General features: G+C 39.0%; 28 protein-coding genes and 1 tRNA gene. 4 read left to right on the forward strand and 25 right to left on the reverse strand.

The window, feature by feature from the left end; genetic code table 11:
• Positions 1–242 precede the first annotated feature (242 nt).
• From WAO84_RS15995 to WAO84_RS16040, 10 genes are all read right to left on the reverse strand, one after another.
• A complete protein-coding gene (locus WAO84_RS15995; protein ID WP_340067076.1) occupies positions 243–2,783 on the reverse strand; it encodes a UvrD-helicase domain-containing protein in 2,541 nt (846 codons plus the stop codon).
• Positions 2,780–3,685, reverse strand: coding sequence for an SPL family radical SAM protein (locus WAO84_RS16000; protein ID WP_340067077.1), 906 nt, complete (start codon positions 3,683–3,685; stop codon positions 2,780–2,782). Before WAO84_RS16000 ends, WAO84_RS15995 begins: the two co-directional genes overlap by 4 nt.
• A 20-nt stretch (positions 3,686–3,705) precedes the next feature.
• Positions 3,706–5,280: an argonaute/piwi family protein gene (locus WAO84_RS16005; protein ID WP_340067078.1), complete on the reverse strand. Its 1,575-nt coding sequence runs from the start codon at positions 5,278–5,280 to the stop codon at positions 3,706–3,708.
• Complete coding sequence (locus WAO84_RS16010; protein WP_340067080.1) at positions 5,267–6,529, reverse strand: toll/interleukin-1 receptor domain-containing protein; 1,263 nt, start codon at positions 6,527–6,529, stop codon at positions 5,267–5,269. The genes WAO84_RS16005 and WAO84_RS16010 overlap by 14 nt, the downstream gene beginning before the upstream one ends.
• 650 nt (positions 6,530–7,179) lie before the next feature.
• A complete protein-coding gene (locus WAO84_RS16015; RefSeq protein ID WP_340067081.1) occupies positions 7,180–7,419 on the reverse strand; it encodes a GIY-YIG nuclease family protein in 240 nt (79 codons plus the stop codon).
• A gap of 58 nt (positions 7,420–7,477) precedes the next feature.
• Positions 7,478–7,554 (reverse strand) — tRNA-Ala (locus WAO84_RS16020).
• A gap of 9 nt (positions 7,555–7,563) precedes the next feature.
• On the reverse strand, positions 7,564–8,355 hold the full coding sequence (locus WAO84_RS16025) for a universal stress protein (protein ID WP_340067083.1): 792 nt from the start codon (positions 8,353–8,355) through the stop codon (positions 7,564–7,566).
• 194 nt (positions 8,356–8,549) lie between these two features.
• On the reverse strand, positions 8,550–9,260 hold the full coding sequence (locus WAO84_RS16030; protein WP_340067086.1) for a flavodoxin family protein: 711 nt from the start codon (positions 9,258–9,260) through the stop codon (positions 8,550–8,552).
• Between the two features lie 177 nt (positions 9,261–9,437).
• Positions 9,438–10,331: a glycoside hydrolase family 18 protein gene (locus tag WAO84_RS16035; protein ID WP_340067087.1), complete on the reverse strand. Its 894-nt coding sequence runs from the start codon at positions 10,329–10,331 to the stop codon at positions 9,438–9,440.
• 114 nt (positions 10,332–10,445) lie between these two features.
• Positions 10,446–10,862 carry an avidin/streptavidin family protein gene (locus tag WAO84_RS16040; RefSeq protein WP_340067088.1) on the reverse strand — a complete coding sequence of 139 codons (417 nt, stop codon included), beginning with the start codon at positions 10,860–10,862 and terminating at the stop codon, positions 10,446–10,448.
• Between the two features lie 244 nt (positions 10,863–11,106).
• Here WAO84_RS16040 and WAO84_RS16045 point away from each other — a divergent pair, with 244 nt between their 5' ends.
• Positions 11,107–11,697, forward strand: coding sequence for a carboxymuconolactone decarboxylase family protein (locus WAO84_RS16045; protein WP_340067089.1), 591 nt, complete (start codon positions 11,107–11,109; stop codon positions 11,695–11,697).
• Between the two features lie 4 nt (positions 11,698–11,701).
• Here WAO84_RS16045 and rsmI read toward each other — a convergent pair whose 3' ends face one another.
• Genes rsmI through WAO84_RS16060 form a run of 3 tightly spaced genes read right to left on the reverse strand, consistent with a single transcriptional unit; the run spans position 11,702 to position 13,474 of the window.
• A complete protein-coding gene (gene rsmI, locus WAO84_RS16050; protein ID WP_340067090.1) occupies positions 11,702–12,373 on the reverse strand; it encodes a 16S rRNA (cytidine(1402)-2'-O)-methyltransferase in 672 nt (223 codons plus the stop codon).
• Positions 12,366–12,731 (reverse strand): DoxX family protein, encoded by a 366-nt coding sequence (locus tag WAO84_RS16055; protein ID WP_340067092.1) that lies wholly within the window; start codon positions 12,729–12,731, stop codon positions 12,366–12,368. The genes rsmI and WAO84_RS16055 overlap by 8 nt, the downstream gene beginning before the upstream one ends.
• A 53-nt stretch (positions 12,732–12,784) precedes the next feature.
• Positions 12,785–13,474, reverse strand: a complete 690-nt coding sequence (locus WAO84_RS16060; RefSeq protein ID WP_340067093.1) for a hypothetical protein — start codon at positions 13,472–13,474, stop codon at positions 12,785–12,787.
• Between the two features lie 211 nt (positions 13,475–13,685).
• On the opposite strand from WAO84_RS16060, the gene WAO84_RS16065 reads away from it, so the two are divergent.
• The 3 genes from WAO84_RS16065 to mscL all read left to right on the forward strand — a co-directional run bounded on the left by WAO84_RS16065 (position 13,686) and on the right by mscL (position 15,935).
• On the forward strand, positions 13,686–14,324 hold the full coding sequence (locus WAO84_RS16065) for a thymidine kinase (protein WP_340067094.1): 639 nt from the start codon (positions 13,686–13,688) through the stop codon (positions 14,322–14,324).
• A gap of 9 nt (positions 14,325–14,333) precedes the next feature.
• Positions 14,334–15,440 (forward strand): alanine racemase, encoded by a 1,107-nt coding sequence (alr, locus tag WAO84_RS16070; RefSeq protein ID WP_340067095.1) that lies wholly within the window; start codon positions 14,334–14,336, stop codon positions 15,438–15,440.
• 84 nt (positions 15,441–15,524) lie between these two features.
• Positions 15,525–15,935: a large-conductance mechanosensitive channel protein MscL gene (gene mscL, locus WAO84_RS16075; protein ID WP_340067097.1), complete on the forward strand. Its 411-nt coding sequence runs from the start codon at positions 15,525–15,527 to the stop codon at positions 15,933–15,935.
• A gap of 297 nt (positions 15,936–16,232) precedes the next feature.
• Here the strand turns inward: mscL and WAO84_RS16080 are convergent, their stop codons facing one another.
• The 12 genes from WAO84_RS16080 to WAO84_RS16135 all read right to left on the reverse strand — a co-directional run.
• The gene (locus tag WAO84_RS16080; protein WP_340067099.1) at positions 16,233–16,856 is read right to left on the reverse strand and encodes an SMI1/KNR4 family protein; all 624 of its coding nucleotides are present in this window, start codon (positions 16,854–16,856) and stop codon (positions 16,233–16,235) included.
• Positions 16,857–17,031: 175 nt separating this feature from the next.
• Positions 17,032–17,454: a hypothetical protein gene (locus WAO84_RS16085; RefSeq protein ID WP_340067100.1), complete on the reverse strand. Its 423-nt coding sequence runs from the start codon at positions 17,452–17,454 to the stop codon at positions 17,032–17,034.
• A gap of 135 nt (positions 17,455–17,589) precedes the next feature.
• On the reverse strand, positions 17,590–18,024 hold the full coding sequence (locus tag WAO84_RS16090) for a hypothetical protein (RefSeq protein ID WP_340067101.1): 435 nt from the start codon (positions 18,022–18,024) through the stop codon (positions 17,590–17,592).
• An 88-nt stretch (positions 18,025–18,112) separates the two neighbouring features.
• The gene (locus WAO84_RS16095; RefSeq protein ID WP_340067102.1) at positions 18,113–18,589 is read right to left on the reverse strand and encodes a hypothetical protein; all 477 of its coding nucleotides are present in this window, start codon (positions 18,587–18,589) and stop codon (positions 18,113–18,115) included.
• Positions 18,590–18,787: 198 nt separating this feature from the next.
• Entirely contained in the window at positions 18,788–20,296 is a 1,509-nt protein-coding gene (locus WAO84_RS16100) for an RHS repeat domain-containing protein (RefSeq protein WP_340067103.1), read from the reverse strand.
• A 226-nt stretch (positions 20,297–20,522) separates the two neighbouring features.
• Positions 20,523–20,663: a hypothetical protein gene (locus WAO84_RS16105; protein WP_340067104.1), complete on the reverse strand. Its 141-nt coding sequence runs from the start codon at positions 20,661–20,663 to the stop codon at positions 20,523–20,525.
• A 103-nt stretch (positions 20,664–20,766) separates the two neighbouring features.
• Positions 20,767–21,189, reverse strand: a complete 423-nt coding sequence (locus WAO84_RS16110) for a hypothetical protein (protein ID WP_340067105.1) — start codon at positions 21,187–21,189, stop codon at positions 20,767–20,769.
• A 1-nt stretch (position 21,190) separates the two neighbouring features.
• Positions 21,191–21,379 carry a hypothetical protein gene (locus WAO84_RS16115; protein ID WP_340067107.1) on the reverse strand — a complete coding sequence of 63 codons (189 nt, stop codon included), beginning with the start codon at positions 21,377–21,379 and terminating at the stop codon, positions 21,191–21,193.
• Between the two features lie 6 nt (positions 21,380–21,385).
• A complete protein-coding gene (locus tag WAO84_RS16120; protein ID WP_340067108.1) occupies positions 21,386–21,706 on the reverse strand; it encodes a hypothetical protein in 321 nt (106 codons plus the stop codon).
• Between the two features lie 69 nt (positions 21,707–21,775).
• Positions 21,776–21,967: a hypothetical protein gene (locus WAO84_RS16125; RefSeq protein WP_340067109.1), complete on the reverse strand. Its 192-nt coding sequence runs from the start codon at positions 21,965–21,967 to the stop codon at positions 21,776–21,778.
• A 261-nt stretch (positions 21,968–22,228) separates the two neighbouring features.
• Positions 22,229–23,008 carry a hypothetical protein gene (locus WAO84_RS16130; protein ID WP_340067110.1) on the reverse strand — a complete coding sequence of 260 codons (780 nt, stop codon included), beginning with the start codon at positions 23,006–23,008 and terminating at the stop codon, positions 22,229–22,231.
• 620 nt (positions 23,009–23,628) lie between these two features.
• The coding region (locus tag WAO84_RS16135) for an RHS repeat-associated core domain-containing protein (protein WP_340067111.1) at positions 23,629–25,708 on the reverse strand (2,080 nt) is incomplete at its 5' end.

The following is a 25,708-nucleotide window of genomic DNA, read 5'->3' on the forward strand; positions in this document are numbered from 1 at the left end:
GTAAGGAAATCGTAAAATAAAATCCTCCCCGTGTTGGGAGAGGGTTGGTAGGTGTGTTTTTAGAAATGGGCAAAGAAGAGCCGGGTAAAGGTAGGGGTGGCTTTAATAGCTGCTTTTTGAAATAAACATCATGTTAAAATGCAGCTATTGCTATTACTATTTTGTTGGAATTGTTGGTAACCCGCAGGGTTATCAATGATTTCAATAAAACCATAGTTCAGGAACTACAAATCAACAACACTTTATATTTCTACTTCCTCAGTACCTTCCTCAATATCTTCGTCCTCATCATCTTCTTCATCCAATGGGTTTTCTTCTTGCTCTCGGCTACAAATACTGGAATACGTCTTTCTTGATTGTTCATCCCAAAAGATCAACCGCTCTTTCTTGAATTCCTTAATTATGTCAAAATAGGATGTTATCATTTTTTTACTCACTGCGATCACCAATACATTTGTAGTACGCGTAAGTATGGTGTAGACAAATTCCTCAACTTCATTAGTAGTATTGACAGGGGCTAACGTATCCCAAGTAACAAAGGGTTTCTCCATACCCTTAATTTTTTGGACAATATGTCCTTCCCTTTGTAAGCCAACCTTAAACAATGACAATAAAAAGTTTGACCGCTTTTCCATAACATCCACTTTTTCAATACGGTTATCGTAACTCTTATAGGCTTCAAAGACCTCTTTGATCTTTAAAGCAAGTTCACGTGGTTCTTTGTTATAAATGAAGATAGGTCTAGACCCTGGTGGTGCACCTTTGTAAGGAATGATTTCAAAAACCTCAGTGTTTTCAGCATTCGCGAACTTTTCTTTAATTCTTTCTGAAAGAGGCTTAATGCATTCTCCTACTCTAAAAGGCAAGCGAAATGATCCTCTCAAGAGAATTCTATTAAAGCGTCTCATTTCTTTCTCTCTTGGACGGGGTGGAGTGCGGGCTGTTGTTCCTATGTTGATTGACTGCGCTAAGTCACCAGCTACAGTCAGTCTATTGGGATTCTCGAGCAATGCATAAAATATATCGTAATCAGCGCGGCAACAATCCTGTAATTCATCTACTAAAACATGCGTGAACTTGCCAGCTCCGCCATTGCCTTTATTTAACTTATTGAGAAATCGTTCTCTCCTGATGATGAAGGATTCGCATTGATCTCCGGCTAATAAGGATTTATACCTTCTGAAAATATTAACTACAATTTCCCTTCTTTTCTTGCCACGTTGTAGTTGGGGCTTGGCACCTCGTCCTGTCCTAGGCACCTGTAGATATGTTTTATTCGTATGACATTGCATACCGTACTTTACACGGTGGTATTCTTCCAGTAAGAACTCCTCATCTAGAATACTCTTATATTTACCAGTAGCAAGTCGTTTTTCCTTTGTTATAAGTTGAGCAGCTTCTCTCATTTTTCCTAAATGATATTGCTCATAATCATCTCCTTTCCAGGGTTTTTTGCCGACAACACCACCTATTTTTGTGGGTAAAACATCAAAATGCATGATCGTGATGTTGGGTCTGTTTGATCCTTTAAAAGTGAAGTAACTATGCTGAGAAGCTTTACCTTTCCAGTAATCATAACCTCTGTCGAATTTGGTTTTGTCAGAAAGGATGGCTTCCAGCCAATCACCCAAATATTTTACAAGGTCTTTATTGAATGTGGTCAGCAAAATATTGAGCTTGGGGTTGAATTCATTTCCCTTCTGTTCTACAATATTTTTAACTTTTTCGGTAAGTACTACACTCTTTCCACATCCAGCCGGGCCAATAATTACGACTGGGCTCCGACTAATGGCAGCAGCTCTTTCTTGTTCATCGGTAAGCTGTATTTTCTTTCGGTCTTTTTCTGCTTTTTGATAAATGTCATATTTTTTGGGAAAAGCAAGACCCAAGCCTATTTGTTTCGGTTCTAAAACTCTACCATGCCAAGCTTTATCATCCCATTTGGGTAGGCCATAGAAACGTAGACCTTTCTCATTAAATCTGTTTCGAATATTTCGGACGTCAGTCATTTGTCCCGAAAAAATGGCTTTTGAAAAATCGTTACTTCTTATATTATATTCTTCTTCAGCAAGGCTATCAGCTACTTTATCAATGAGGTGTCGTTTCTGCCAGTTCCCTAGCAGTATAATCTTTTGCGGTTTGTATTTCTCAGCAAGTTCCTTAAATGCATCGGCTATTAATTCCTGATTTTCAGAATGATCGAATAAATAGCTGGCACAAAGCCACACATTATTGAATTCTCTATCCTCTGTATTTACCCACGATATCAATTTATAATCAACATCAATATCTTTTGCATTCGGATAGGCATTGACGAATTGAGGCCATAGGTAATCACGACTGTAAGCCAGCATGAACGGACTAGAATCAATGTTAATTATCTTGACTTGTGGCACGGTTAGCCTCAATGCTTTCATGGCAAGATATGCTAACCCTACTGCCCATTGAATGGCTCCTGTACCAGCACCCAAGTCAAAAACCTCTAATCGTTTCTCATTTTTTGACTCAAGGAGTAAGCGGATATAAAAATCAAGCATGCCGTTCAAGCGCCTACCATGATACCATAGAGAATATGAAAACCCGATAGTCGGCCGATCATAACAAAGGTCACCACCTTTGCTTAATATGCCCATTTCCGAAATTGTCTCATTGACATCAAACGTGAAATAGGGTAAGGATTTATGGTCTTTATAATATTCCTTTGCAGCATTAGCAATGCATTGGTCAAGCAAAGCTTGCTCCCCAAGAATCCATCTTTTTATATCATTATATCCGCTGCTCATATTGGGGCGAAACCTTCTTTTCCAATACCTATTTCAGGGATATGTTTTCGCATCACTTCTAATACGTCCCGGTATTTTTGATCATTCCAACTGAAGTGCTCAATGATCTTCATGGCTTCCTCCCGTGTGCCTGCTACAAACTTTCCCTTTTCGGCATGAAAGGGTTGTATGATGAAACGCTTTACTCCGGTTGCTTTTAATGCCTGGGCAAACGTTTCTGCATCTTCCACGGGAAGCAGGGGGGTTAAAGTAATGCAGGATTGAATACCAGCTTCGGCTAATTCTGAGATAGCTTTTAATCTAATTTTATTAGATGGGCATTGCGGTTCAAAAGCTTTCCTTACTGATTCGCTGTCGGTAGTAATCGTCATATTGACCTGAAGAGTTGAAAACTTACTGAATAGATCAATATCCCTTGTCACCATAGGGCTACGTGTTTGTATTACTAATCGGGGTTCATGATAAGCAGCCAATTCTTTCAACAAGCTCCGAGTCAATTCCAATTCCTTTTCAACAGGCTGATAGGGATCGGTTACACTACCTAGGTAAATGGATTTATTTTTTAAGGGTCGTTTTCTCTTTTTGATGAGCATAGCCAGTGCATTCTCCTTTACATTTACCCATTGCCCCCATTGCTCTTTCAGAGTGTTATCACGAGCGAAGAAAGCCGCATAGCAATATGTACAACCGAAAGAACAACCGGAATAAGGATTCATAGTGAAATCATAATCACCCATAAAACCACTGGCCTTTGTTAGAATGCTCGAAACAGTTTTGTAATGGACATTTGCCTTTCCTATTCGAGATCGCTTAGATTCGTTTTCTTCATCAAACAGACCTCTTTGAATTGGCTCTGAATCCGGCTCCTTGGAATTTTTATGAGGTCTCTTTTTCTCTTTCATGAATGCACAATAGGAATTATTTAGATATAGTACCGAAACTGTCTCATTTCAGACTGCCATTCAGATGTAGCCGTCAGGATGTTTCCAATAAGATCCGAGAAACGAAGTGTTACGGGTAACCCATCACCATAAACGCAAGCATTGTAATTGAGCTTTGTGAGTGCGAGAACATCCTTCAATACAGTCTTTATATCCTCATTCCCTCTGTTGATCTCTACGTACAAAGGGTTAGCAATTTCCAAGTGGTTGGTTGAATCAATACGTGGAATATAGCCTCTCGTAAACAGGTATGCGCTCTGGTCGTCCACAATCCAGCCCAAGCCTCTCATTACTCCGTATTCACACTTCTGTCCATTAGTATCCTTAAACAGCTTCAAACGTTTTCTTGGGTCGCTACGGGTATCCTTTATGACAATTCCATTCAGGCTTGTTTCCGCCCCTCTAATGTCAACGGCATTTTGAAAGCCCCGCCATTCCTCATCATTAAACCTAACTTTTCCATGAACGAATAATTGAGCCGGATAACTTCCACGTTTATCTTTAAAATCATCCAGAGCCATGCCCAGCAAGTGTTCCGCATTGGTCGCATCTAAATGGTAATCAGGGCTATTCTCGCTTTTAAACAAGCCAATATTTCCTCTGAAAATTGTCCCGTCCCCATCCTTTAAGAACATTTGGGCAGCACTGCACACACTGGAATTTTCAGCCTTTTCACTTATACGCTTGAACACTAACCCCACATAGCAGACCTCATCCCGGATGGAATTTAAAGCCCACGGTAATTTGCCCAACTTATAATAAACAGCCACAGATTGTGTCCATGCCAAATGCGCTTTAATGTCATCTGTGTATTTCTTGTTTAGTAGCTTATCTCGAAAATTCAGGGTAGTTTCTACAATAACCTGTATCGGTGTTTCCACCCGCTCCTGCAATAGTCGCGCCTTTAATAAATTGTGGAAATCAGAGGAATCATCTTTTAGCGCATCCAGTTCACGCAATTCATCATCAAAATCCTGAAACATTCCTATCTGCCCTTGATTCAGCGCGTCAATTTTGCTTTGAAGTTTCTTTGAAATATCCAGCCCTTTTGAGCCAAATCGACAATGCAGGTAAATGTCTCTCGGTACGACCACAAACCATATATCAAGCCGCACATCTTCATCCTTTCGAGCCTTGAGAACCTTGGAAGCGTATAACTCTACAATCTTGTTTGTCCGTTTCTTTTTTACCTTTTCCTTCAGCAGATCAGCCAATTCTTTGTCGTCAATCTGGATGGATAGTTCAGGAGTTGGGTTCCACTTTACGCCAAAAGTCGCTTCAAAGCCTGGAAAACTTGGCCGCTGACTTTCAATCTCAATCTCATTCCCGTACATCTTCTTTTTTGAGATCATAGGGGATTGTAAAGATTTGACGAACTCTGAATAACTGGTTATTCCTTCTTTCGTTCCAATTACCCCCGCTTTAAGCGATAAGCTATCAAACTTCTCGTTTGGGCCAAACAAAAGAAGCCCGTCCCTCGGGTCGTCTGCCTTTTGCCCACTGCCGAAAGTCAGCTCCGGCTCTGTCATATAAACCAGGTTACTAACTTTCTTCATAAGTGTGTCTTGACCGGAATGTTACCGGTCTAATGTCTATTACAATGTTTTCCCTTCCAGCCGGAACGATCAGTTCCAAGTCATTTGAAAAGCCAGAAGCCAGATAAAGGGATGCAAGTATTCTTTCATACCAATCTCGGTTAAACCACTCCTTTGGAATAGATCGTCTGGCCTTTATTTGGGCATCTTTATCAAGAAGTCCATTTTCATCAGATACCACCAAATGGTAATGAGTTAACAAATGCGGGAATGGGTGCAACTGAAAAAGGAAGCTAAGGCCAAAACGCCATTTCTGTTTTCCAGCTTTTGAATAAATACGTCTTCCACGCTTTTTAAATGGCTTCAACGAAATATACGCGTCCTTTTTTTCGCCATATTTTGGATAGAATATTTTCTTCTTGCCAGACCCTCTGTAACATCCGAAGTTCTCCAACTGCTCAAAGTGGTCATTAATTGAATAATTGAGTAGCCGTACCAGCTTCTGCGGTGCATCTTTAATCTCATGGCCATCACCGAGGGTGATTGTTTCAAACTCGCCAAAGTCTTTTGTTTCAACAGCTTCTGAATAGCTGTACTTAAAGTCTAAACCCGCATCTAAGAAGAACCCCAAAATGTAATCACCATCTCTCACAAAAGGGAAAGGAATTAGCTTATACAAGCTCTTTTCCTCACCCAGAAACTTGTAAACAAATACGGTTTGGGGGTAAGTCACTCGAAACCAATTCGAGCCATAATATTCATCCCTCTTGATAACCTTGCCCTGAATTTTCTGGTACTCATGCCACTGTTTCAGGACATTGTCGTCTGATACTCCTTTCTCAACTCCCTGTTCCTCCAACTCGCTGGTTAACTCTTGTAACCCCTCGCCCCAATTCTTACTAAAGTCGATGGTGTCCAATGGCAAAATATTCAACGGAAAGTCGTCATAACTGGAATCATCTATTTTGATTGGAAGTATATACTTGTCTATTTGCTTCGACAAAGTTTTGGCCAAAGTAACTTCGCTGTAAACCCCGGTATTCCGGTTGCGCGATTTGTCAATGTAGGTTTGCGAAACAAGCGCAATGAACCGTATCGAATCATCACGCATCTTTAACTCTATTTCATTCCAAAAACTGCTGCCCGCCCGAAGGTTCTTTACATCTACCCATACTTCATAGCCCAACAGCCGCAGCTTTGACGCAAGCCAACCCGCCAAATAATTATCCTCGGGTGCTGCATGACTAATGAACAGAAGTTTTTTGGACATATTTTAAGCTCAATCTCATATTAATTGGGGCGTGCCCCTCGTTCCTCGGGTCGGGCTTTCCGCTATATCTTTTGCTTTCGCAAAAGGATGCCGCTGCAATCCCTATCGTAGGTATCAGCCTTTAGTAGGCACTAACAATTCTCGAATATCTACATCGAGTGCCAAAGCAATTTCACGAAGTCGTTTTAAGGCCAGCTGACTATCATTATTGTAAACTTTTGCAATGGTGATAGGAGCCTTTTCAACCATTTCAGTTAATTATTTAACAAAGTTTTTCCTATAAGTGTCTTTGGCCTTATTTTAACTACATTACGACTTTTTGCAACTACATGTAGTTCAAAACTTTTACTTTTTTTAGCAATCCTCTTTTTATGATAATTTCTTTTCTCTTAAATAATAAAATTTTTACAAAATAATAATTTCTTGTATTATCAAAAAACTATTTGTTGATTAATGCTGATTTAAGCAAAATAATCACTTCCGTTCAATTAAAAAACTTTAATTCACACATACTTTTCATTAGAAAGATAATAAAAAAACCCTCCCGTGTCGGGAGGGTTTTGGTGGAGCATAACGGATTCGAACCCCTGCCTTGCCGGCAGGCAGGGATGACCTCCTGTTTAGAAAACAGAAACTCTAAACTAAATTAGTTAGTGCCTATGTAAGTTACGGGCCCGCCACTCACGGCCCGCACCCGATTTTAAATACTTTTCACGTTTTCGGGCTTCCTGCCTGCTTTCATATACCTCTGAATATATTAATTTCCACGGCCGGAATGCTTTTGTAGATTTGGAAGCGCCTGCATTGTGTTGTTGTAACCGACGTTCAATATCGGTACACATACCTACATAGTACTTGTCAAAATCGTTACTGTAAAGAATATATACCATATACATAAAGCAGAAGGTTTTTCTTTAATAAAAAAACCCTCCCGTGTGGGGAGGGTTTTGGTGGAGCATAACGGATTCGAACCGATGACCTCTACGCTGCCAGCGTAGCGCTCTAGCCAGCTGAGCTAATGCCCCTTTTATAGGTTACATTTTACCACGCAATACCAGTACCGGTACATTGCAGTGGAATTCGCGCTTCAAAATTATATTTTTTTCCCAAAGTTTGGTAAAAAAACCGCGTTTTCTTCTAAAAACACATAACATTTCGGGTTTTTGCACCTGAAAATGTTCCAATACTCCCTGAAACGTCGTAGCATTTTCGGTAGTGGTTAATTTTTCGCTTAACCCTTTCAGGTCTTCATTCAGTAAGAGATCTTCCTCTTTATGTTTGGGTGTTTTTACAAACAACAAATGTACTTCGGCATTAAATATCCTGCTCAACTGCTTTAAAGGTTCCAATACCCATTTTCGTTTCATGATCCCGCTTCTAAAAGCGGTTAATATGGTTTTTGGAACTTTAAATGTATAATTTTCGGGAACTATCAATGCCGGTACTTCCATTTGCTTAATAATACTACCGGAAACCGCACCGAGATAGTTCTCATTTTTAATATCACTATTGGAAGAGACCACTACAAGATCAATATCCAGTTCTTTACTTAAACTGCCAATAAGATCATTAAGGTTTCCTTTGGCGGTTACGGTAATTACCTGTACATCCCGCCTGTTCACCTGCTCGGTAAAACTTTTGGCATATTCTTTGGTTTCGCGCTCTATAATGGCCTCTACCTTTAAAATGCTGCCGGCACGGGAAACCACATTATAATCTGCCAGTACATATACGTTCCCCTTGATAACCTCTGCAAGGTCTATGGCATACTGAAGGGTATGCTGCGGATTTTGTGAAGCTGCCAGGGGTACCAGTATATTTTTCATTACCAGAGATGGTTTTTTTTACTTTTACGAGGCCAAAAATACATAAAAAGAATCAAATAACATACAGATAAAAAAGGCGTAGGTAAAAGATGTTCCCCATTATTCTCACCATGAGAAAACCGGCAACTAAAGGCTATTTTTCTTCCCCCACAAAGCACCCCCATTTTTGTTTGTTATAAAAAAATACTTGCTTCTTAACGGTATTCGGGATTTTCAAAGTTCCACCGGGCACCATCGTCCCAGTCTGTACGTGAATTACCGTAGCTGGGATATCCTCCGTGGCTTTTAAGCATATGTGCCAGGTGCAGCAGGTTATAGGTCATAAAAGTAAGGTTGCGATTGGTAAAATCATTTTCGCGCCCTCCGGAGCCTTCATCCAGATAACTGGGGCCAGGGCCTATTTCTCCCAGCCATCCGCAATCGGCCTGGGGAGGTACCGTATATCCTATATGCTGTAAGGCGTATAAAAGGCCCATAGCACAATGTTTTACCCCATCTTCATTTCCGGTGATCACACAACCCCCTGCTTTCCCATAATACAAATACTGCCCTTTTTCATTGAGTTTTCCGCTCATGCTGTACAAACGCTCTATTAGTTGCGTAGCAATGGATGAACGCTCTCCCAGCCAGATAGGGGTGCCGATTACAAGAATATCGGCCGCAAAGATCCTCTTGAACAATACGGGCCATTCATCTTTTTCCCAACCATGTGCCGTCATATCCGGATACACCCCAAAAGCTACTTCGTGATCTGCCAGGCGAATAGTGTCTATCTGAACTCCTTCTTTTTCCATGATATTTACAGAAAGTTGCATAAGGCCTTCGGTATGGCTCAATTGAGGTGACTTTTTAAGAGTGCAGTTTACGAATACGGCACTCAGACCGGAGAAATCGTGTTTTTGCATGATGGTTTGTTTTCGAGTTAGTTTATCGATTTCTAAAAGTCTTACTTTTTTTCCAAAAAGGCAAATATGCCAACCTCATCTAAAAAGACGGGGTATCTGAAAACCAAAAACAAAACCTTCCCCCGTAGTATCACCCACCAGGGAAGGTATATTACAAGAGTTGCTGTTTAAAAATGATTAGTAAGCACCTACCTTAGCAGGTTTTGCAAGGCGGTATAATTCTTTTTGCTGACTCTGCTCAAACGTAAAGTTGTCTGAATTAAGGCGCCATTGTGTGATGACGTGATAACCGCCCTTTACTGCCTCGGTATATGCCTGTTGCGCAGTTTGATAATCACTTTCAAATTTGGCACCGTAGGCCAACAGTTCTTTCTTAATGCCTGCATTAATAAAAAGATTGGCAGGGGAGAACCCGGAATACAACTGTACATTTACAAAGTCAAAATACGTATTTACCGTTTGGGCATCCAGACGCCCTACTTCGGCAGGAGAAAGAGTGAGATAGTACTTTTTACCTTGCTTTTTAAACTGTTCGCCAATAGCGGTAAACAATAACTTGAACTGATGCTGTGTAATGGAACCGGAAATAGGCGATTCCCAGTCAATGTCAAACCCGTCAAGGTCATATGCCTTCATATAGGCTATAAGGTTGGCTGCAAAATGATCAGCATTCTCCTGATCGGTATATGATGTATTAGAAAAAATATCTGAAAGTACATTTGGGTTACCCCATTCTAACGTCACGGCAATTTTAATATTTGGGTTGTTCTGGCGGGCATCATGAAGAATATAGTCCATATAATCCTGATTGGTAAGCCCGCCCGGATGACTGCCGTCACCCATACGAATGGTATATGAATTTCCATTCCCTGCCGGTACAGTTTTGAGTCCGGTAGGAGTGGTGGTCACAAAACACAGGTAGAGAATATCTACCGCTTTATATACATTATTAGTGATAAGTTCCTGATAGCTGCTACCGGGATCCTTATAGCTAAGACGATGACCGTTTACGACGGGTTCATCTTCATTGAGAAAGATCCATGCATTCACCAGATCAATTGATGTTTTCATAAGAATTTAGGTTTTTATAGTTACGGGCCCTGCTTACAGGGCCCGGTTTGTTTTGGAAATTTCTGATAAAAGGTATCCTGTTAAGGGATACTCTTATACCTTTCGGGGTTCCCGTTATCGTTTCCCGTGAGAAGGCTGTACTCCTTTTCTAATTCGTTCCTGTATTTGTTCCTGATCGGGAATATGTCTTGTAAATACATCCTTATTGACCAATGTAGATTTCCAGTCGCTACTCACCTCGGTTTCCTGAGTAAGCAGCCAGGTGGTGACAATGATCTCTTCGCCGTCAATACTTTGATATTGTCCACTCCAGGTGGTGACAGATTTTGAATTTCCGTAATCATTTTGCCAGACCACTACAAAACCTACTGCCTGGCTCCCGCCACTTTGCGCATCTGTTCTCCCTACAAGGTTGTAAGTGCCTGAGGCATCACCTACAGCAGTTTGGTATGTTCCGGTTATAGAATTCCCGTTGGTAGTAAGGGTCATACACGACCCCAGTTCATTAAACCATTCTCCATCTAAGCTCATGATATATACAATTATTTAATAATTCTTTTTACAAGAAACTATTCAAATATATTTATATTTTTTCTTACAAATAAGCGTATAAATACCTGATTCATAAAACATCTTTGGGTAAGTATATGCTTTTCTATTGCCAAAGAGCGGTATTTAAGAAAACCATTTTATATTTATACACTGCTTTTTTAAGAAAGCCAGTATAAATTCTTTACATCTGTAAAACACACTAATTATTAAACATATATACTTTATGCCACTAGTTACACCTTTAACGCCTGATCATGACCCGGATACACGGGCCCTTGCCGAATTTTTTAATGAGACCCTGGGGTTCTGCCCTAATTCTGTATTGACTATGCAGCGCAGGCCGGCTATTTCCCGGGCCTTCATTAATCTTAACAAAGCAGTAATGGCCAATGAGGGCAGAGTAACGTCTTCCCTTAAGCGTATGATCGCCTGGGTAAGCAGCAATGCTACCGGTTGCCGGTATTGCCAGGCTCATGCCATACGTGCAGCAGAACGATACGGTGCCGAACAGGAGCAACTGGACCATATTTGGGAATACAAAACCCATCCTGCATTTTCAGATGCTGAGCGTGCCGCTCTGGACTTTTCACTGGCGGCTTCGGTAGTTCCCAATCAGGTAGATGAAACTATAAAAGCCGAGCTTTACAAATACTGGAACGAAGGAGAAGTAGTAGAAATGCTGGGAGTGATCGCCTTGTTTGGGTATCTGAACCGCTGGAACGACAGTATGGGTACCACTCTGGAAGAAGGCGCTATTGAAAGCGGAGAAAAGTACCTGGGTAAAGGTGGCTGGGAAGTGGGTAAACATCAGTAAATCTTTATTTTTTTCCGGCTACTACCAGTACCAGTTCTCCTTTTGGCGGGTATTCCTCAAAATGGGTAAGCATCTCAGCTACCGTACCTCTCAGGGTTTCTTCATGAAGTTTGGTGAGTTCGCGGGAAACGGCCATTTTGCGGTCTTCTCCCATACAAACCGCAAGATCTTTTAGGGTTTTTACCAGCTTATGGGGCGATTCGTAAAAAATCAGGGTACGCGTTTCTTCGGCCAAAAATGTAAGACGGGTCTGGCGACCTTTTTTTACAGGAAGGAACCCTTCAAAAACAAAGCGGTCATTAGGCAGGCCACTGTTTACCAGTGCAGGTACAAAAGCTGTAGCTCCGGGAAGACAATCTACAGTTACACCTGCTTCTATACAGGCACGGGTAAGTAAAAACCCCGGGTCTGAAATGGCAGGTGTACCGGCATCACTAATAAGGGCCAGGGTTTCCCCACTGGTTATACGTGCTACCAGTGATGCCACGGTTTTATGCTCATTATGCATATGGTGGCTCTGCATAGGGGTATCAATATCAAAATGCTTTAAAAGTTTTCCGCTTTTTCGGGTGTCTTCGGCCAGGATCAGATCGGCCTCTTTTAAAACGCGAATGCCCCTCAGGGTCATATCTTCCAAATTACCAACAGGGGTAGGTACCAGATAGAGTTTAGCCATTTACGAACGTACTTTTTTTCCTAAAAAACAGGAAATGAGCAGAAGAATAAGAGCTACGAGTGCCGGCCGTTACTCTGCTTTGTCCTATGGTTTCGTGTGCAAAACACGCCAGTACAAAATCAAAGAAAAAACCGGTATAGACCCATTCTTTAAGTGCTTTCCACTTAGGGTACCATATTACCGGAAGCCCCGGCATCTTGGCAACTGCCAGCGGATAAATAATATAAACCGGATAGCCCATATTGGTAAAGGCTTCGGGAACAGCAGCGTGATCACTAAAATACATGAATACCGAAAAAAGCATAAACAGAGTAAACAGGCCGGTAGCCAGCCGGTATATTATACGTTGTAGCTTCATGTTCTATAGTTTAAACCGGGATAGAAAAGCAACTGAAGCATTATTTCCCTGTGTTATGAAAACTTATTTTGTACGATCTCCAGAAAACGCTCTTCGTAAATATCTTTATTCTGCCAGTGATTGTAATCGGGCTTTACCATCGTATTAATAAAAGTAAGAGCTTCTTCCAGGTTTTGTTTAGTATTCAATTGAGAGATCACCCGGTTGTAATCTTCCATACTTTCATTAAACAGGTGTTTTACAAAAGCAATACGGTCGTTCAAACCAATATTAAGACTTTGATTAAGTGTATCGTTTAACGAACGGGTCTTAGTTTCAGTTATGGTATCCCGCTTCGTAAAATCGGGCGTAATGATCTGGGATTCCCGCTTTACAAAAGTAGGTTCCGGAAGAATATCAGATAGAATGTCCTGCAATGATTCTTCGCGAGGCATTTCAGCTACCATATCTTTTATCGTATCCATTACCGGAATAATAATATCTTCTTCATGCGGATTGTTCTCCGGTACCCGCTTGTTACTGTCCATAACCTTATTGGCCAGTTCTTCAAATTTTGAGATCACCTCACTTTTACCCACCAGGGGTTTCAGGTCACCAAAATGCTCTTCTACAAACCTCAGGATAGTGAGTTGTTCATATACCTTTTTGGCTTCTTCCTGTAACGCAATAATGTCTTCTCTTCCTTTAAGCCTCAGAATTTTATGGGCTATACTTACTAATTGGGATTCCAGTTTCTTTTTCATGTATTTTTAAGATTTGGCACAGGCCCTTTTGTTTTATATCTGTATTTTCTAAACTGCTCTACGTATCGTCAAAAACCGTTCCGAAGTTTACCCCTTTTTGCTTTTAAATATTTTAGCGCCTTCCCTACATTTGTAACGAATTTAACTTATGTTTGTTTAAAAGATGTAGAGAAAACAAAGCTGTTTCTGTTTACGTCCTGAAAATTACGAAATGTTTCTCGAAAATACGGTAAATCATAAAGAGCAATTTGGCTGGATTGAGGTTATTTGCGGATCTATGTTCTCCGGAAAGACCGAAGAGCTTATTCGCAGGCTCAAACGCGCTCAGTTTGCCCGTCAGAAAGTGGAGATCTTTAAACCCGCTCTCGATGTGAGGTATGACGATGACCTGGTAGTTTCTCACGATGCGAACGAAATTCGTTCTACCCCCGTACCTGCAGCGGCCAACATCCCTATTCTGGCAGATAGCTGCGATGTGGTAGGCATTGATGAGGCCCAGTTTTTTGACGATGAGATCGTTTCAGTTTGTAATGATCTTGCCAATAAAGGCATACGGGTTATTGTAGCAGGGCTCGATATGGATTTTAAAGGCAATCCTTTTGGCCCCATGCCGGCACTTATGGCCACAGCAGAATACGTAACCAAAGTACATGCCGTGTGTACCCGTACCGGAAACCTGGCACATTACAGTTATCGAAAAGCCAATACCGACAAGCTGGTACTTCTCGGGGAAACCGAAGCGTATGAGCCGTTGAGCCGGGCCGCATTTTACAAAGCCATGCTTCGGGACCGGGTACGTAAAATACAGGTAAATGACCCGGAAGACGTTCCTTCTAAAAAGGATAAATAACCTTTGTATATGCCCGGAGTAACCGAAACCGTTCTTGAAATAAACCTGAAGGCACTTAAGCACAATCTCGATTTTCTGAGATCGCACCTTGCCCCCGATACCCTTTTTATGGCCGTAGTAAAAGCTGCTGCGTACGGTAATGATGCCGTTACTATTGCCCGGTATCTGGAAAACCAGGGAGTGCATTATTTTTCTGTGGCTTACGTGAGTGAAGGAGTTATCCTTAGAAAAGCCGGGATCACCACACCCATACTGGTATTGCACCCGCAAGAAACACATCTGGAAAGCCTGTTGGAGCACTGCCTGGAACCGGGTATTTACAGTTGGCGTATTCTTGAGGCATTTGCAGAACTTGCCCGTATAAAAAACCAAAAAAGCTACCCGGTACACTTCAAGTTCAATACAGGATTAAACCGCCTCGGGTTTTCTGAAAACGACACACCCGAACTGGCAAAATTTATAAAAAGCAATACACAAATAGCAGTAAAATCACTTTTCTCGCATCTTGCTGCTTCTGAAGATCCTTCAGAAAAAGAGTTTACGTTAGGACAAATACACCTGTTTAAAAATATCGCGGTACAATTTGAAAAAGAAACGGGTTTTATGCCCATACTGCACCAAACCAATACCTCGGGAATACTCAATTACCCTGAAGCTCATTTTGATATGGTGCGTAGTGGTATTGGCCTTTACGGATATGGCAACCAGCCCGAAAAGGATCGTTTCTTAAAGCCGGTTACCTCTCTGAAAACCGTGATCTCTCAAATACACAAAATAAAGCCAGGTGAAAGTGTAGGTTACAATCGGGCGTTTATCGCTAAAGAACCGGTTACCATAGCCACCCTGCCACTGGGTCATGCCGATGGTATTGGCCGCCAGTACGGGCATGAAAAAGGGTTTGTTACCCTGCATGGGAAAAAGGCTCCCATTGTAGGCAATGTTTGTATGGATATGCTTATGGTAAACGTTACCGGAATACCCTGTAAAGAAGGAGATGAAGTATTGGTTTTTGGCGAAAACCCCTCTGCCCATACCTTTGCCGCAACTGCCAACACCATCTCCTACGAACTTATTACCGGAATTAGTGCCCGGGTTAAGCGCTTATTTATCAGTTAATTTCTTTTGGTAATCTTATTAAGATTTCTTTAACATTTAAGTTTTTTGTTTAAATTAGCCTAACTAACTTAAAACTATAATATTATGGGTTTTTTTAAGGATTTCAAGTCTTTCCTTTTAAAAGGAGATATTGTAAACCTGGCCACTGCCGTAATTGTGGGAGGGGCCTTTGGCAAGATCGTTACCTCCCTTACCAAAGATATTTTAATGCCGCCTATTGGAGTATTGCTGGGCGGGGTAGAATTTACCGAACTGAAGCTTACCGTACAGGAAGCTACGACCAATGCCGCCGGTGAAGCTGTTGAAGCGGTTACTATAAACTACGGTAGTTTTATACAAACTATTTTGGATTTTGTAATTATCGGATTTTGTATTTTTATAGTATTAAAAGCCTACGAAAAAACACAGAAAAAAGAAGAAGAGGCCCCTGCAGCTCCCAAAGGACCCACTCAGGAAGAGCTTCTTACCGAAATACGCGACCTGTTAAAAAAATAACACGCTACACTGCATATTCTAATTTTGTTAAACTTAACCACCTTTCTAAAGGTGGTTTTTTTATGGAAAATAGTTTTTATTTGGCCTATAAGTACTCGTATAATCAGTAGCCAAATAACCCGGCAAGGCCTGACAAATAGATATAAGGCCTACAGGCCGTATTAAGAGGCTTATTGTAAATATAAATTATTGATAATCAAATTAAAAACTCACGCTTTTCTGTAAAGTACTTGTTTGGGGCATTACCCTTGAGAGCAAGATATTAGACCGGCAAGGATAAAGGAAAATATTATAATCTTATTTATCATCTATTACAATCTTTATCTGGCTTCCTTCAGATAAGTTATGTACTTGTTTTGCAATACTGGCATTAAACGAAAGATTTTCCTTGTAATCTTTAAGAACTAAATTAATCATACTATAATCACCTCCTAAAATAAAAGGGTATTTGGGACAAAGTCTTTTTTCCTTAACTAACTTTTTCCTATCATTATCATTTAAATCATATGCTAAAGATTCTCCATTATAATAATCCAAATCTTTATACAATAAATCTAGCCACTCTTTAAAACTATCTGCTAAAACCTCTTTTTGAGCAGATTCTATATTGAAAAAAATGATTTTTGTATTCTCAAACGCAAAAGCATTTCCAAAAATATCTTGACCAAAATAATGAAGCCCATTAGCTAAGTTTTGATAATATTTTTTAAAAAGCTCATTCATATGAATAATGTTAAACTGGCTTTCCTGATCGCTAAAGCCAAATAAAACCATTGAATTGTGATAAAAATACCCCCCATTATGTACTTTTATAAAATTTAAATACAACTCGTCAGTAATATTGTTAAGCTGATTGCTATAAATAAAATCTTTTCGTTCTACTTTAAAACTTTCATTTTGCATTAATTCATCGTATTTCATTTATCTACTGTGTTTTATCAAAATTTTTTGGTACGATTCTAATTTTATCTCCTGGTTTTATATCCATTCTTTTTCAATTGTTACCCTAAAGAACCTCCTGCGCCTCTATTGAGAGCTTATTCATTTTATAATACAATGTTCAATAACTTATTAAGTGCTTTTTTAAAGTGCCTAGTCATTGCCTAAAAAAATCTAAGAGCTGGTTAGCATTATATAATCTCCCCATTGAATACTTAAAATTATCTTTCTTATTATCTTCAAAAAAACTTGCGCTTATACCTTCTTCATCATGACCCTTTATATTAACAAGATAATTGTTTTCACTAGTAAATAAAGTAACATTACAAATAGTTTTGGCTCCGTGAAGTCTTTTACCTTTTATTAGCATATAGCTATCAAAACTTTCAAGATAAGTTTTCAGCTCATTTATTGACTTATCATCTAATGAATAAGTATTTGCAGGAGCCTTATACTTAACTATTACACTATCTATTTTGATACCCTTAAAAGGATATTGTTTTTTAATATGATCTGTCTCTTGTGTTTTGCAATGATTAAATATCAAAACAAACATGGATAAAAAAATAAAAAATTTCATATATACTATTATTAAATCTAAATATTTCTCTAGGTTGCCCCATCCCCCTTTCAATACGGAGTTTACTTTCTGTATACTAGCACCATCGCCATGAAGCCTTACCCTTTTTACACAAGCATCAAATAAAAAATATTCCTATTTATCCCATTTACTTGATTCCATCCATTTGGTTTTCCATTCTGTCGGAAAGTATTTGCTATTTCTTGTCTCATATGAAAGTTTTGTATAAAAAATTTTATCCCTTACACCTTCAGGAGTAATTAAAAAAACAAAGTTTTCGTTCTTTGGTTTGATAATACTATCGCCTTTATTTGCTCTATTGACAATTTCTTGATTAGGGCTTATTTTGATTTCTTCACCTCCCATTACTTTTATTCTTAAATGAGTAGGAGGTGTATTTCTCACAGAGAATTTTTCTATAATTACTCCACGATACTCTTCTCTTATTTCCGCAACTTTTAATCTTATATTTCCTTTTTCTTTCAATAATGGAAAAATAAAAAAGCCACCCACAAAGAATACAATTGCAATAAAAAAAACTGACAAAACTATTTTATTTATCTTTCTCACTATGAATTAGTGTTTTTATAATACACTAGCTTTCAATAACTAATTATACACTTTTTTTAAAAAGGACCCATTTACTTAAACTGCTATATTATCTAGTACAAAGCTTGCCTTCCATCGAACTTTCCTCTCCATTTATAGATAAAGTTGAAACATAATAATGACACTTACCCTCTATTCTTACTATTCGAGTCAATACTCCACCATTCTCATTAATAATTTTTTGTGTGTCCGATAGTTCCATTTTTGTTTCGTCATATTTCAAACGGTAGGTACAATCATCAATCCATTCTATAATTTCATGAAGTGAATTAGTTGAAAAATTAATTTCTTTAGCAACCTCGGGTAACTCAACCACTTCTTCAACTTGCTGATATCTTTTTCTGGTTACTTTCCACTTCATAATGACTGGTTTTGAGATTTCGGCATAGAACACACCGTCTCTAAAATTGCTACAATCCAATTCTTGCCCATAAATGCTGGAACTTAGAGATAATAGCAAAAAAAACAACAAAATATTTATCCGATTAAAATAAAACAATTGATTCTTCAAAACTTCTTTTTTCATTTTGATTAAACGATTTTCATAAATTCTATAATAACTAGGTAGCAGCCAATAGCGACTAATCCAAAGCAGAATGTAATGAATTTAAAAGTAAACCCCCCTAAATTATGCTTCCTTCTGTACTCACCATACTTGATAAAAATTACCAATCCTGCTGCAATTAAAGCAAACCCTAGCAATAGATTAAGTGTGTCAATCATTTTATTCTTTTTTCTCTTGAACTTTCTTGTCAATCTTTGGTACAACTACCTGCTCATAAAAAAGTATATGCGAATCAATTACAGATTCTGCAAACTCATTAACATGAGGACTCTGCCTTGCTAATGAACTCAAACCAAAACTTATCCCTTCTATAATAGTCCTTTTTGCAGCACTTCTAACATCGCCCTCTAATAAATCCATAGTGATATTAGTACCCGTACCCAGAGTTGAAATTATTTCACCTGTTCCTGCAACCGCAGGTGCTGCCGGACCTGTAGCCACTGAACTTACTACCATTAAATCACCTGTCAATTCAGCAGCGTCAGCAGTATTTCTCAAATCTTGCTTACCTGGTAAAGCTTGATCAACTTGGGCGGCACCCTCCAATACCACTTCAAAATTAGTATCTATTTGTAGCCCCTGTACCTCGTTACTTTGCGTATTATTCTGTATTTCTCTTGCAGCCATATTGCCACTCATCGCATCATTGAGCATATTTGAACCTCCTGTTACCATTTTATCCGAACCACCAAAAAATTGCGATGCCCTAATAATTAAATCTTGGGCAAACTGTTGGCCTAATAATTCTGCGCCTTCGAGTTCAATTCCCATTCCAAGTTTATTCTCTTGGAACGCATACGTAGAGTTATATACATAATCTTTTGCCAACGGATCTACCTGCCAGAACCTTCCGATGGAGGGGTCGCTCATACGGTACTTCCACTCGTGCGTGTTCAGTCCCAGATCCTCGATGAACTCCTGTCCTTGATAGGTCTTCAGATCGTTCTTTACTCCGCTGATATTCGAGTTGTACCCTTTGTGCTGCAACCCGAAAGGATAGTAGTTCTGCTCCCTGAGTATCTCTGTCGCGGGGTCGATATTGCCGTCATTGTTGTCATCTGAGTAGGTCAACCTTGTGTTGCCCCATACATCAATATAACGGTACACATAGTTGTACCCGCCCTGTTCGTCCGGCTCGACATAGCCCTCTGGGTGGGTTATCTGTTTCAGGTTTCCTCCCTCATAAACGAAGTTCCCCACATAGTCCGTGGTAGTTCCATTGCTGTTCACTTTTTGGAGTTTCGTCCTGTCAGCGGCATAAATATAGTCCAACGTGCCAGCATTACTGCCCATTACGGTTACTTGCATGGGTAAATTGAGATGGTTATAACTTATGTTTACAATATCTTTATTATCATCCCGGGTCATGTTCCCGTTACCATCGTACCAGTACTCGGTAGTGGCTTCGGCTCCATCTCTAAAACCGGTCACTGCACTGGCCCCTATGGCATCATCTACGGCCTGTAACCGGTTGCCCTGGTAGCTATACGTTAGATCATCCATCAATCCAAAACTCAAAGCACTTACGTCCCGATGGCCATTCCTTGTCAGCTTTGTGATATTACCCATTTTGTCGTATTGCACTAAGCCCAGAGTATAGTTGGGATTCGAGTGATTCGCGCTTACCAACCGATTCAACGCATCATATTCATAGCGATAATGTTTCAAAGAACTGTCATCATTGGCGGTACGCCAATGGGTCTCACTAATGTTACAGTTATAAAGCGGGGTGGCCCCAGTCTGCGGGTCGTTATACCCAATGCTAAATTGAAGTTTAGCTTTGATTTATTTCAATGAGTCATCATAAGCCTCTTTTAGAGGTTTATTATAAATATAAGTTATTGATAATCAAATTAAAAAATCAAGCTTTTCTGTAAAGCACCCGTTTGGGACACTACCCATCTGTGCTATTTGCTCTAACTTTCACAATGTTACCTTCAGTAGTGATACCTTGACGGCCAATAACATCTCCATGCTTATTTTTTAGTTCGATCACGTCATCCAATTGTAATCCATCAAAATCATTATTAGCCATATCAAAATCACCATTTTCTTTTCTAAAAATATCAGTATTTCCTTTTGTTGATCTTTCTTTTACCGCTCCATCTATAATATCATCAAAAGACTTAACAACATTATCACAGTTTTTTCAATAGCTCTTTAAATTCATTACTAATATTATCACTTATTTTAATTGTTGTACTTGTGTGTTTGAAATTTAATTTTTCAATTAAAACTGTCTGTTTAAAAACACTGTCATTGATTTGTTCTAAAGACACTATGAAATTTCCTGAAGGGTTACTGATTTTACCTTTATTTCTAAGGACATTGAATTCATAAATTACATAGGAACAATCATCGATCCATTTGAGTTTTTCTATAAACTTAATCCCTAATGTTTCATTTTCTTCCAGTTGAATACTATGGTTGCGTTGGATAGTAGTTTTTCCGGCAAGACTATCCACGGAAATAAATGTCCCTGTTTTTATATTATTACATTGAGAATATGCCTTTGCAGCAAAAATCGACAATGTAATCAGTATCAATAAAGACTTCTTCATTTCAAATAATTTTAGCAAGTTCTTTTGCGATTAAATAAAAACCTATAATAATAAATCCTATCCCGCCACTCCTTAACTTAAATGATAATCCCCCTGAACCATGTTTGCTTTTAAACCTTTCATATCCTACAACTAATGCAATTCCAACAAGTAGTAAAAGAAACCCTATTACTGTATTTAATAAATTCATTAATTCTTAATTTTCCTTTTTCTCATTGACTTTATTTTCAACCATGGGAACTACAACATTTTCATAAAATATAATATGTGTATCTATCACTTGTTCCGCAAACTCGTTCACATGAGGGCTTTGCTTACCTAATGAACTCAATCCTCCACTAATAACTTCTATTATAGCTCTCTTTGCTGCACCTTGAACATTACCTTCACTTAAGTCAAGAACTATGTTTGCCCCTGTGCCAATGGTCGAGATAACCTCTCCGGATCCTGCAACCGCTGGTGCAGCAGGCCCAGTAGCAGGCGAACCGATAACCATTACATCACCGGTCACTTCCATACCATTGGCAACTTCTCTTACTGTTGGTGCACCAGGAATGGCATCATCTACGGCCTGTAACCGGTTGCCCTAATAACTATAGGTAAGATCATCCATCAATCCAAAACTCGAAGCACTTACGTCCCGGTGGCCGTTCCTTGTCAGTTTTGTGATGTTCCCCATTTTGTCATAGGTAATACCACTTACATTATAGTTCCCGGTATTATCGGTAGCCCCGGTAATCCGGTTGAGCGCATCATACGTATAGCGATAATGTTTCAAAGAACTGTCGGTATTGGCGGTATGCCAATGGGTCTCACTAATATTCCCGTTATAAAGCGGGGTGGCCCCAGTCTGCGGGTCGTTATACCTAATGCTAAATTGAAGTATAGCTTTGATTTATTTCAATGAGTCATCATAAGCCTCTTTTAAGAGGTTTATTATAAATATAAATTATTGATAATCAAATTAAAAACTCACGCTTTTCTGTAAAGCACCCGTTTGGAACACTACTATCCTTTTTAAAAGAACCCGTTTTAAACATTACTTTACATATTTTTCTATCAAAACCTTTTTTAAATCTGGAAGAGATAAATAAATTAACTCTGTATCAAAACCACAGGATTTTATAAAATACTTTAGATTTTCTTGATTTATGTCATCCTCTTTTGGGTTGTCCGGGTCAGCTATTAACCCAGTGAATGCTATAAAAAGATAAATATCATTTATCTTTTCTTCAGGTTTATCACAAGCTACAGTAAAGTTGTACAAGAGCTTCCAAAAACTTCCTTTAAAATCAAAAACTTCAGGTTTATCTCTTAAGTACTCTAACCAAGCATTTGCTCTAACTATATCTACACTCTGAACATGTTCAAAAGCATATTTAACGAAGTCGTAGAACTTGGGGGTGTTCTCAAACTGTGTACGAGTAACATTCAACTTAGTATTATTTATTAGTACAATCATGGGAGCCATATCTTTCTTATCTTCAAAACTTAACGAATAAGCTATATCCTTGTAATTCTTAAGTTTTTCGTAAAATGTTTGATTTAACATTGCAATTACAAGATTATTAGACTCTTCATCAAGAAAATAAGAATTTAAAGAATTACTATCATTCTTCAAAAAATGGATTGTAATGTTTATCGTATTCTCAACTTCACTAACAACAACTTCATTATGTAACCCCCAACCATATAGCTCTTTTGCTACTTCATTTTCAAAATTAGTTATTTCTTTTTTTGCACATTGATTACAGCTTGTAGATAATATAATTAGTAAGACTAAAAAGTAATTTGTCATATTTAGATTAAATTTATTCATTGCTTATTATTGTTGGACACCTTTTTTTCTTAAAAATTCATTTCTGCCAGGTATCGTTTTGTCGTTTACTGCCCGTTTTATAGAGTCCTCAGTAGTCATTGGTTTCGCGGTAAAAGTATTCATAGATGCTGAGCCAGAAAAGCATATTCCTCCTAAAAAAAGCCACGACCCTTTTAAAGGTGTGGCTTGTGTTTTAGTGGTTTTTCTTTTTCAATAATTTTCAGATAAAGAAAATATATATTATTATGGAACCTATTGCATAAAGAAAAACCAAAAACCCTCTCAAAACCCATTGCTTTCTGTTTTTTTTACCTTCTATAAATTCAGATTCTATCTTTAAATACTTCTTATTGTGTTCAAATAAAAAGTAATGTCCAATTAAAATTAGAAAGACAAAACCAAGTGATATGTAAAGATTGTCAAATGGGGAAGGCAAAGCTAAACTGAATAGTTTTTCAATAAAAAATTGTACAGAAAAAATTATAGCAATAAGACTAAACGTAATTGCCAAGGTGCTATTAAAAGCCGCCATTTCTTTGTTTTTCCATAGATATCTATTCCACATATATATCCTAAAGTATACGTACTCATAGATGTTTATAATTTTATTCAATTTCTATTTAATTTATATATCTGTTATGAACTAAAATACCATTAGCAAAAAAGGTATTGTTTTTCTTTACATATTTAATATTGTACATCAAAGCTTCTTCTTTTTGATCTTCTATTCTGATGATTTTGGTTTCTTTTAGAGTACCATCATGATAATAATATACTATATCTCCTAACTCTATTTGCTTTATTTCAAAACTTAAATCTTTCTTAGCAAGTTCAACATCATACACAGACCAACCTTTTCCTTTTACAAAAAATGGATGATGAGCAGAAGCAATATTTACATAACCATTATCATACTCCATATATATCTTATTATACTTCTCGTCTTTTTCTGGTACAATTAAAACTTGATCAGCTTCTACTTTCATTGTATTCATATCTACACTCAATATTTCATCTCCAATCTTAATATCCTCAATATTTTTAGATGTGCCGTCTTTTAAAAGTATTTTAGTTCCAGCAACAAAGCAAGTTCTAGTCCAGTCAGGTTTATGAACGGCAGGGTTCATATCGGGGTTAAGTATTAATGATAAGTGTACTCCACCTCCAACTCCCCAACCAATAGGGCCTCCATACATTAGCAAGCTATTTGCAGTTGCTTCCAATTTAGCTTTCTCTTTTCCAAATTGGTCATTATTTTTTGAAGCCTCACGATATTGATATGCATTTATTGCTAAACTTGCTCCTCCTAAAACTTTTCCTAAAATTTTTCCACCCGCTACTTCAGACGCAGTGAGTGCTTCTCCGTGCGCATTAACACCTGATTTTACTGCCTCTCCCAATGTAGCTGTAATTGGGCTAATATAAGTTAAAAATTGATTCATCTCTTCGACGCCATCAAACCCTGTTTTTGAATTATCCTGTATGGTTTCAGAAGTTGCAACAGACGATTTATCACTATCAACTGTAGGCGCATCTATATTAACAACATCACCAACTTCTACGTCAGACATTAGCATTCCATCTGATTCCCTTATATAATTTTCACCTAACTGGCTTTCAACTATCTTGTTAGCTTCTTCTGTAGAAATCCCCGCATCTTTTGCCAGTGTAGCAGCACTGTCTCCTGCTTCCGCAGTCCAGGTACCATCACCATTATTTATCCACCATGGTGCCATCCCATCAGGATCGATAAAATTAACAGGATTATCAAACGCATAGTTATACGGGCTGTGCCTGCGCATCTGCTCGGCTAAGGGGTCTATGTTCATCCATCTACCCAAAGCAGGGTCATAGTTCCTGGCGGTAATGTCATACCATTGCAGGTTCAGCTCGTCCTGCAATTCTTTCCCGCCAAACTTCCAGCGTTGGGCCACACTGTTCCCTAAAGCACCTATGCCGTCATTTACCCCACGTACCCTTAACCCGAAGGGGTAGTAGGTGTTCTCTTCAATAAGTTCGTCCTGGGTAATGGTGCCGTCCCCGTTACCATCAGCGTAGCTTACACGAACATTGTTTAGGTGATCTCTATACTGATACACATACCTGAACTGCCCCCCACCGTCTTTATATACATAGCCTTCGGAGGTGTTAAAAAACTGTAACTGGCCGTTCTCATAAACATACCCGCCTATATAATCTGTAGTGGTAGTGTTCCCGCTTTCAGTAACGGTCTTGCGAAGCTTGCTGCCGGAAGCATCATAGGTATATTGAATATTCCCATTGGCAAAACTTACCTGGGTGGGTAAATTGAGATGGTTATAGGTGATATTCGTGATCCCTTTATTATCATCCCGGGTCATGTTGCCATTGCCATCATAAAAGTATTCCGTAGTAGCTTCGGCTCCGTCTCTAAAACCGGTCACCGCACTGGCCCCTATGGCATCATCTACGGCCTGTAACCGGTTGCCCTGATAGCTATAGGTTAGATCATCCATCAATCCAAAGCTCGAAGCACTTACGTCCCGATGGCCGTTCCTTGTCAGCTTTGTGATGTTACCGATTTTGTCATATTGCACCAAGCTCAGGCTATAGTTGGGATCCGAGTGATTCGCGCTTACCAACCGGTTGAGCGCATCGTACGTATAGCGATAATGTTTCAAAGAACTGTCGGTATTGGCCGTACGCCAATGGGTCTCACTA

This window comes from Ascidiimonas aurantiaca (assembly GCF_037646345.1).
Classification (GTDB): Bacteria; Bacteroidota; Bacteroidia; order Flavobacteriales; family Flavobacteriaceae; genus Ascidiimonas; species Ascidiimonas aurantiaca.

What these genes read in the sequence shown, in the direction of transcription:
- WAO84_RS15995 (WP_340067076.1), bottom strand. Translation starts at nt 2,783, where the DNA reads ATGAGCAGCGGATATAATGATATAAAAAGATGGATTCTTGGGGAGCAA.
- WAO84_RS16000 (WP_340067077.1), bottom strand. Translation starts at nt 3,685, where the DNA reads ATGAAAGAGAAAAAGAGACCTCATAAAAATTCCAAGGAGCCGGATTCA.
- WAO84_RS16005 (WP_340067078.1), bottom strand. Translation starts at nt 5,280, where the DNA reads ATGAAGAAAGTTAGTAACCTGGTTTATATGACAGAGCCGGAGCTGACT.
- WAO84_RS16010 (WP_340067080.1), bottom strand. Translation starts at nt 6,529, where the DNA reads ATGTCCAAAAAACTTCTGTTCATTAGTCATGCAGCACCCGAGGATAAT.
- WAO84_RS16015 (WP_340067081.1), bottom strand. Translation starts at nt 7,419, where the DNA reads ATGGTATATATTCTTTACAGTAACGATTTTGACAAGTACTATGTAGGT.
- WAO84_RS16025 (WP_340067083.1), bottom strand. Translation starts at nt 8,355, where the DNA reads ATGAAAAATATACTGGTACCCCTGGCAGCTTCACAAAATCCGCAGCAT.
- WAO84_RS16030 (WP_340067086.1), bottom strand. Translation starts at nt 9,260, where the DNA reads ATGCAAAAACACGATTTCTCCGGTCTGAGTGCCGTATTCGTAAACTGC.
- WAO84_RS16035 (WP_340067087.1), bottom strand. Translation starts at nt 10,331, where the DNA reads ATGAAAACATCAATTGATCTGGTGAATGCATGGATCTTTCTCAATGAA.
- WAO84_RS16040 (WP_340067088.1), bottom strand. Translation starts at nt 10,862, where the DNA reads ATGAGCTTAGATGGAGAATGGTTTAATGAACTGGGGTCGTGTATGACC.
- WAO84_RS16045 (WP_340067089.1), top strand. Translation starts at nt 11,107, where the DNA reads ATGCCACTAGTTACACCTTTAACGCCTGATCATGACCCGGATACACGG.
- rsmI (WP_340067090.1), bottom strand. Translation starts at nt 12,373, where the DNA reads ATGGCTAAACTCTATCTGGTACCTACCCCTGTTGGTAATTTGGAAGAT.
- WAO84_RS16055 (WP_340067092.1), bottom strand. Translation starts at nt 12,731, where the DNA reads ATGAAGCTACAACGTATAATATACCGGCTGGCTACCGGCCTGTTTACT.
- WAO84_RS16060 (WP_340067093.1), bottom strand. Translation starts at nt 13,474, where the DNA reads ATGAAAAAGAAACTGGAATCCCAATTAGTAAGTATAGCCCATAAAATT.
- WAO84_RS16065 (WP_340067094.1), top strand. Translation starts at nt 13,686, where the DNA reads ATGTTTCTCGAAAATACGGTAAATCATAAAGAGCAATTTGGCTGGATT.
- alr (WP_340067095.1), top strand. Translation starts at nt 14,334, where the DNA reads ATGCCCGGAGTAACCGAAACCGTTCTTGAAATAAACCTGAAGGCACTT.
- mscL (WP_340067097.1), top strand. Translation starts at nt 15,525, where the DNA reads ATGGGTTTTTTTAAGGATTTCAAGTCTTTCCTTTTAAAAGGAGATATT.
- WAO84_RS16080 (WP_340067099.1), bottom strand. Translation starts at nt 16,856, where the DNA reads ATGAAATACGATGAATTAATGCAAAATGAAAGTTTTAAAGTAGAACGA.
- WAO84_RS16085 (WP_340067100.1), bottom strand. Translation starts at nt 17,454, where the DNA reads ATGAAATTTTTTATTTTTTTATCCATGTTTGTTTTGATATTTAATCAT.
- WAO84_RS16095 (WP_340067102.1), bottom strand. Translation starts at nt 18,589, where the DNA reads ATGAAAAAAGAAGTTTTGAAGAATCAATTGTTTTATTTTAATCGGATA.
- WAO84_RS16105 (WP_340067104.1), bottom strand. Translation starts at nt 20,663, where the DNA reads ATGGCTAATAATGATTTTGATGGATTACAATTGGATGACGTGATCGAA.
- WAO84_RS16110 (WP_340067105.1), bottom strand. Translation starts at nt 21,189, where the DNA reads ATGAAGAAGTCTTTATTGATACTGATTACATTGTCGATTTTTGCTGCA.
- WAO84_RS16115 (WP_340067107.1), bottom strand. Translation starts at nt 21,379, where the DNA reads ATGAATTTATTAAATACAGTAATAGGGTTTCTTTTACTACTTGTTGGA.
- WAO84_RS16120 (WP_340067108.1), bottom strand. Translation starts at nt 21,706, where the DNA reads ATGGAAGTGACCGGTGATGTAATGGTTATCGGTTCGCCTGCTACTGGG.
- WAO84_RS16130 (WP_340067110.1), bottom strand. Translation starts at nt 23,008, where the DNA reads ATGAATAAATTTAATCTAAATATGACAAATTACTTTTTAGTCTTACTA.